At 55.9% G+C, this 6,450-nt stretch carries 8 protein-coding genes; 5 read left to right on the top strand and 3 right to left on the bottom strand.

The window, feature by feature from the left end; translation table 11 throughout:
* The 5 genes from ACSQ3H_RS25960 to ACSQ3H_RS25940 all read left to right on the top strand — a co-directional run.
* Positions 1–936: TRAP transporter substrate-binding protein (locus tag ACSQ3H_RS25960; RefSeq protein ID WP_436119987.1), on the top strand; the 936-nt coding region annotated here is incomplete at its 5' end.
* 85 nt (positions 937–1,021) lie between these two features.
* Complete coding sequence (locus ACSQ3H_RS25955) at positions 1,022–1,690, top strand: TRAP transporter small permease subunit (protein WP_436119986.1); 669 nt, start codon at positions 1,022–1,024, stop codon at positions 1,688–1,690.
* On the top strand, positions 1,687–3,432 hold the full coding sequence (locus tag ACSQ3H_RS25950) for a TRAP transporter large permease (RefSeq protein WP_436119985.1): 1,746 nt from the start codon (positions 1,687–1,689) through the stop codon (positions 3,430–3,432). The genes ACSQ3H_RS25955 and ACSQ3H_RS25950 overlap by 4 nt, the downstream gene beginning before the upstream one ends.
* A 168-nt stretch (positions 3,433–3,600) precedes the next feature.
* Complete coding sequence (locus ACSQ3H_RS25945) at positions 3,601–4,851, top strand: PQQ-dependent sugar dehydrogenase (protein WP_436119984.1); 1,251 nt, start codon at positions 3,601–3,603, stop codon at positions 4,849–4,851.
* A 78-nt stretch (positions 4,852–4,929) separates the two neighbouring features.
* The gene (locus ACSQ3H_RS25940) at positions 4,930–5,238 is read left to right on the top strand and encodes a c-type cytochrome (RefSeq protein ID WP_436119983.1); all 309 of its coding nucleotides are present in this window, start codon (positions 4,930–4,932) and stop codon (positions 5,236–5,238) included.
* A 174-nt stretch (positions 5,239–5,412) separates the two neighbouring features.
* Here ACSQ3H_RS25940 and ACSQ3H_RS25935 read toward each other — a convergent pair whose 3' ends face one another.
* The 3 genes from ACSQ3H_RS25935 to ACSQ3H_RS25925 all read right to left on the bottom strand — a co-directional run bounded on the left by ACSQ3H_RS25935 (position 5,413) and on the right by ACSQ3H_RS25925 (position 6,204).
* Positions 5,413–5,697: a hypothetical protein gene (locus tag ACSQ3H_RS25935; protein WP_436119982.1), complete on the bottom strand. Its 285-nt coding sequence runs from the start codon at positions 5,695–5,697 to the stop codon at positions 5,413–5,415.
* 206 nt (positions 5,698–5,903) lie between these two features.
* Positions 5,904–6,023: a hypothetical protein gene (locus tag ACSQ3H_RS25930; RefSeq protein WP_436119981.1), complete on the bottom strand. Its 120-nt coding sequence runs from the start codon at positions 6,021–6,023 to the stop codon at positions 5,904–5,906.
* The gene (locus ACSQ3H_RS25925; RefSeq protein ID WP_436120008.1) at positions 6,016–6,204 is read right to left on the bottom strand and encodes a hypothetical protein; all 189 of its coding nucleotides are present in this window, start codon (positions 6,202–6,204) and stop codon (positions 6,016–6,018) included. The genes ACSQ3H_RS25930 and ACSQ3H_RS25925 overlap by 8 nt, the downstream gene beginning before the upstream one ends.
* Between the last annotated feature and the right edge of the window lie 246 nt (positions 6,205–6,450).

Here is a 6,450-nt window from a genome sequence, read left to right as displayed (position 1 = left end):
GGTGGCGACCTCAAGATCGAGGTGCTGCCGGCAGGCGCCGTGGTGCCTGCATTTGGCCTGCTTGATGCGGTGTCGCAAGGCACGCTTGACGGCGGCCACGGCGTACTTGTCTACCATTACGGGAAGCAAACAGCGCTGGCGCTGTGGGGATCCGGACCAGGCTTCGCCATGGATGCCAACATGCTGCTCGCGTGGCACAAATACGGCGGCGGGAAGGAGCTTCTCGCAAAGCTGTATGACTCCATAGGCGCCAATGTCGTTTCATTCCCCTATGGACCGATGCCGACACAGCCGCTCGGCTGGTTCAAAAAACCCATTGGCAAGGTCGAGGATCTCAATGGCTTGAAGTTCCGTACCGTTGGCATCTCCATTGATGTCTTCACTGGTCTAGGTGCAGCGGTCAACGCGTTGCCGGGCGGCGAAATCGTCTCGGCATTGGACCGCGGATTGCTTGACGCGGCCGAATTCAACAATGCCTCATCTGACCGGACGCTTGGTTTTCCGGACGTATCCAAGATCTGCATGTTGCAGAGCTATCACCAGAATGCAGAGCAGTTCGAGATCTTGTTCAACAAGACGAAATACGACGCTCTGCCCGAACAAATGAAGGCCATCATCGGCAATGCGGTCGAAGCGGCTTCGCAGGACATGCACTGGAAGGCGATTGACCGCTATTCGAAAGACTATGTGGAGATGCAGACGACTGACAAAGTCAAATTCTACAAGACGCCGGACGCAATCCTCAAGAGACAATTGGAGGTTTACGACGAGGTCGTGAAGAAAAAGGCGGCGGAAAACCCGCTTTTCAAGGAGATCCTCGAATCGCAGATCACCTTTGCCGAGCGGGCGACGCGATGGGAACAGGACACCGTTGTCGGCCGACGGATGGCGTTCGATCACTATTTCGGACAGAACGCGGCGGCGAAGAAGATCTGACGCGTAATTCGGGCAAAGCATCATTGAGATCATGATCTGGGGTGCTTTGTCCGCCTAAAATATCCTCTCGCCATCGGGGGCTTGCGTGAACGTTCAGCATTTTCTGCATACGGTCGATGCCATCAGCGTGTGGGTCGGAAAGGCCGCAGCGTGGCTCATCGTCGGACTGATGACGCTCGTCTGCATCGAGGTCTTCAAGCGCTATATCATGAACATGCCAACGGCGTGGATATTCGACGCCAGCAGCATGTTTTACGGCACGTTATTCATGCTCGCGGGAGCGTACACGCTGGCGCAAAACGCCCATGTGCGAGGCGATTTTCTCTACAGCTCGATGCGGCCCCGGACGCAAGCGGCGCTTGATCTGGTATTGTACATCGTCTTCTTCCTGCCGGGGATCGCCGCCCTCGTTTACGCAGGCTACGACTACGCAGCGCTCTCATGGCGGATCGGGGAGCACTCAACTGTGACGGCAGAAGGCCCGCCGATTTACTACTTCAAGTCGGTCATTCCGTTGGCTGGTGCCTTTGTGATGCTTCAGGGCGTAGCCGAAATCACGCGCTGTATCGTCTGTCTCAAGACCGGGGAATGGCCCAGCCGGCTCAAGGATGTCGCGGAGATCGACGTCGTCGAGGAGCAGCTCGCGCACAGCGAGCATGTGGATGAGGAAACGCGCAAAGTTGCGATCGAGCGCGCGCAGCAAATTGATGAGACCGCGCGCAAACGTGGTTCGGGGGGAGACCTGCAAACATGAGCGATCCTGTCCTCGGACTAACGATGCTTATGCTCATCGTGGTCGTTATCATGATGGGTTTCCCGACGGCCTTCACGCTGATGGGCCTTGGCATGTTTTTCGGCTTCTACGCGTTCTACAACCCAGCGGAGCACTGGATAGATAATCGCATCTTCGATCTGATGGTCCAACGCACCTATGGGGCCATGACCAACGACGTTCTGATCTCCATCCCGCTGTTCGTGCTCATGGGGTATGTGATGGAACGCGGAGCCTTGGTCGACAAGATGTTCTACAGCATCCAGCTTTCGTTCCGGCGCGTGCCGGCGTCACTCGCCGTTGCGACACTCATCGTCTGCACGTTCTGGGGCATCGCCAGCGGCCTCGTCGGCGCAGTGGTGGTCTTGATGGGGGTGATTGCCTTCAACCCGATGCTGCGTGCCGGATACGATGTGAAGCTCGCTTCCGGTGTAATCACTGCGGGTGGCACGCTGGGTATTCTGATCCCGCCGTCTGTCATGATCATCGTCTATGCGGCGGTCGCGGGGCAGTCCGTCGTGAAGCTCTACGCCGCTGCGATGTTCCCCGGCTTTTTCCTCGCCTTCCTTTATCTCGTCTACATTCTTGCCTGGGCGACCATCAATCCGAAGATTGCTCCACCCTTGCCGGAGGAACAGACAAAAGTCCCGGTGCCTACATGGATGCGAAGCTTTCAGGCAGTCTACTCACGCAACATGCTTGTCGGGCTTTTTTCAGCGTTGTTCGCACCATCCAGGGCTATGGCGCTGATGGCTGAGGATGGACCTCTTACGTATTGGAAGCTGCTCAGGAATTTCTGTGCCGCGCTGGTACCGTTCGCCTTGACAGCACTCACCCTTTTGCTGGTGTGGTGGTATGTCGTCATCCATCCGCAAGCCTCAGCCGACACCGAAGCAGCTGCTGGATTGGAGCAGCTTGGCTCACCGGTGGTGGAAGCTGGGCCGGCAACGCCTGTTGGGCCAGCGACCGGTTTCTATGTTTCGTTCGGGATCATTGCCGCGCTCGCCGCAATAGTGCTCGTTCGTTACTACCGGAATATGAATGCCGAGCGGCTAGAGGTCGTGAAGCTTCTGACCTCATCCGTGATGCCACTGGGTATTCTCACCGCCGTCGTGCTCGCCGTCATCCTGTTTGGAATCACGACGGCCACCGAGTCCGCGGCAGTCGGTGCCGCCGGTGCCTTTCTGCTGGCATTCCACGCCCGAACACTCAACTGGAAGCGCACCAAGGAAGCAGTGTTCCTCACCGCAAAGACCACGGCGATGGTGTGCTGGCTCTTTGTCGGCTCGGCGCTGTTCTCCGCCGTTTTCGCAATCCTCGGCGGTCAGGCGCTGCTCGAGCAATGGGTGCTGTCGCTTGACCTGACGCCAGTACAGTTCATGATCCTGTCGCAAGCGATCATCTTCATTCTCGGCTGGCCGCTCGAATGGACCGAGATCATCATCATTTTCGTGCCGATCTTTCTACCGATGTTGAAGCACTTCAACATAGACCCGGTTCTTTGGGGAGTACTCGTCTTCGTGAACTTGCAAGCGGCGTTCTTGTCACCCCCGGTCGCGATGTCGGCGTTCTATCTCAAAGGCGTCTCTCCGCCGCATGTCACACTCAACCAGATCTTCGCAGGCATGATGCCTTACATGCTGATCGTCATCGTTTGCATGATCATCATGTACATCTGGCCCGGCATAACGCTCTGGCTTCCGAACTACCTTTATGGCGGCTGATGGCGCCGTTCTTGAGACAGCCGCAGACCCGGTTTATTGTCAGGCAAATTGATCTGTGCAATACTTCTTGGTGTTGATTAAGACTTGCAAAGTCTACGCCCGGTGCGGAAAATTTCAAACAAAAACAAACTGCCCGCAGCGTAGTATCTGGTCCCTTGGGAGGATACCGTGATCAAGAAACTCGCTTTCGTTTTATCATGCGCAGCCGTCTTTTGTTTAACGTCCGCCTTTGCGCAGGACGCCAATCTCGAGAAACTTGGCGGCTTCAAGACCACCGGCACACCGATGATGGAGCCAATCCCGCAGACTGGGGAAAACGCTGAAGCCCTCAAAGCAATCGCGGCGAAAATCAAAGTTCCCGATGGCTTCAAGGTCAGTCTCTATGCCATCGTTCCCGACGCCCGTCATATGGCCGTGGGACCACAAGGTGTGGTGACTTTCGTTGGTACCCGCAAGGAATTGGTCTACTCGATGACCGACCGCGACAAGAACCGCGTCGCCGACGATGTGAAGGTGTTCGCGCCTTCGATCAAGATGGCGGTGCCGAACGGCGTTTGTTTCTCCAAGGATGGCCACCTTTATCTCGCGGAACAGAACCGCGTGCTGTGGTTTCCGGCGGCCGAGTTTTTCTATGAAGGTCCGGATGTCGCGGCGTTCGCCATCGTCAAGCAAGGTGAACTGATTCCCGCGTCCGATGAGAGCTACAACCACACCGCCCGCACCTGCCGCGTCGGGCCTGATGGCCGGCTCTATATCACTATCGGCCAGCCCTTCAATGTGCCAGCGCCCGAAGTACTCCCGGAGTTTCAGAGACTGGGCATCGGCGGTATCATAAGCATGAAACAGGACGGTTCCGACCGCAAGATCTACTCGCGCGGTATGCGCAATCCCCTCGGCATCGACTTCAATCCAAAGGACAAGACAATTTGGGTGAATGACAATCAGGTCGACGGCATGGGTGACACCATCCCCCCGGGTGAAATGAACCATGTTACCGGGCCAGACCAGAATTTTGGCTTCCCATGGTATGGCGGCGGCAAGACCCGCACCAATGAGTACAAGGACACCACAGTGCCCGAAGGCGTGATCTTCCCGGCGGTCGAGCAAGACGCTCACGCGGCCGACCTCGGCCTGTCGTTCTACACAGGCAAGCAGTTCCCCGAAAAATACCGAAGTGGCATTTTCTCGACCCAGCACGGTTCCTGGAACCGCGTAGATCCCGTAGGTGCTCGGGTACTGTTCACCTCGCTCAAGGCAGACGGCTCGGCGGACAAGACGGAAGTGTTCGCTGAAGGCTGGCTGAACGAGAACGGCGAGTATCTTGGCCGTCCGGTCGATGTTCAGGTGCTTAACGACGGTTCGCTGCTGGTGTCCGACGATTTGGCCGGAGCAGTCTGGCGGATTTCCTACGGCACTTAAGTGAACTTCGCCGGTTACACCTGCGGTCTGACTCATTCCCCTATCTGGGCATAGGAGGTTGATATTTACGGTTTGTTGGTGAGTCTTGCTGTTCTCATTACCTGTTCGACTGTTGCAAAGGCCGCAGGTGATGCGGCTTCGGGCAAAAAGGTCATGTTGAAGTGCCAAGTTTGCCATGGCAAGGATGGCCTTGCCAAGCTGCCTGAGGCGCCGAATATAGCTGGCCAAAAGGAGGCTTATCTCGTGAAGGCGCTAACAGCCTTCAAGGCAGGCGAGCGCAAGAACGAGCAGATGACGGTCGTAGTCAAGGGCTTGAGCGATGAGGATATAGCGAATGTCGCCGCCTATTATTCATCGATCAAGATCATCGTTCAAAATCCGCCATAAGACGAAGGAACCAATGGGTTGGCTTTCAAGCTCTGGGCCGCTCGATATCGCGGCGCAGCGTTCCGGCTGGTTTAGTCTGACATTCGGTCGAAATGATAGACTGACATCAATACCGATGGATCATGCAGCGCTGTGCCCTCATTCCCGTGTTGGGTTTGAGAATTCATACCAGACTCATACCAGACCGCGGACGACATGCCATTCGTGGATCCAGCGGCCGCTGTAATCCGCGATTTGTTCGTGTTCATCGAGCCCTGGCAGAATCATCACCCAGCCAACCGTGTCATCGGGCCTGCCGCCATCACGGATCAGGACGTTGATTTCCTTGTAGGCCTTGATCGCGGCGATGGTCTTGTCAACATCGCGCCCCCAATAGACCGGGTCGTTCAAGTCTTCGCTATAGACGATGACTGTGTAATCTTTCACGGCGTCCGTGATCATCGCTCGCAGAATTCTCATTGTTCGGCTCTGTTGCTGTGGCTTCGCGATAGAATTTGAATCTTGAATGTCGTCATCTGCGCGGCCAGCTGCGACGATGGAAGTGGCGCCTCGCGGCGAAACGTGCGACCACCGTCACCGCTCCTGCATGGCTTGCGACGAAATCTCCGCAAGCGGCGAAAATAGATATTCTAAGATCCGCCGCTTACCGGTTTTGACTTCTACCGTCACAGACATTCCCGGCGACAGGAGCAGAGAGCATCAGGGTTTCCCTGCTCTGCCGCTTTCCGATACCACTTGATTGCTTGGTTTTCATCCTGAGAAACACCCCACCCATTGTCATACAATACACCAAGTCCCGTTCTGCGCCTTCGCCTCCCGGTCCTCCGCGAGAGACTTCCACTCCCGAAAGGCTTCTGTGTAGTTTTTGGCTTGGAATGCTGCATCCCCTTCGGCCTGTCCCGCTAGACCTGCGGTTAATCGCATGACGGTAATAGCTGCAACAAGCGCATAGAGAACCAACTTCATGTTGAGATTCCAGTTTCATGAATAACGGGCCTTGTCGTCTAAAAAGTTCTCGAAGGCCTGGCGATCATGTGACAGCTTTGTGAGGTTTAGCAAGTCAGTATTTCTCAGTGCTAACAAAGAAAAGGCGTTAATGGTAACTGCTCTCTTGCCGATCTCATTAAGATAACGAAATAGACTTGGTCGGCTTTCTCTATGCGTATGCGTTCGTGTGATCCGGCGGCTGCGTTAAACGTTGGACGAAATCCC

Source organism: Phyllobacterium sp. LjRoot231, from assembly GCF_964253365.1.
GTDB lineage: Bacteria > Pseudomonadota > Alphaproteobacteria > Rhizobiales > Rhizobiaceae > Phyllobacterium.
Note: the sequence above shows the minus strand (reverse complement) of the source record. Positions and strands in the feature narration are given on the sequence as shown.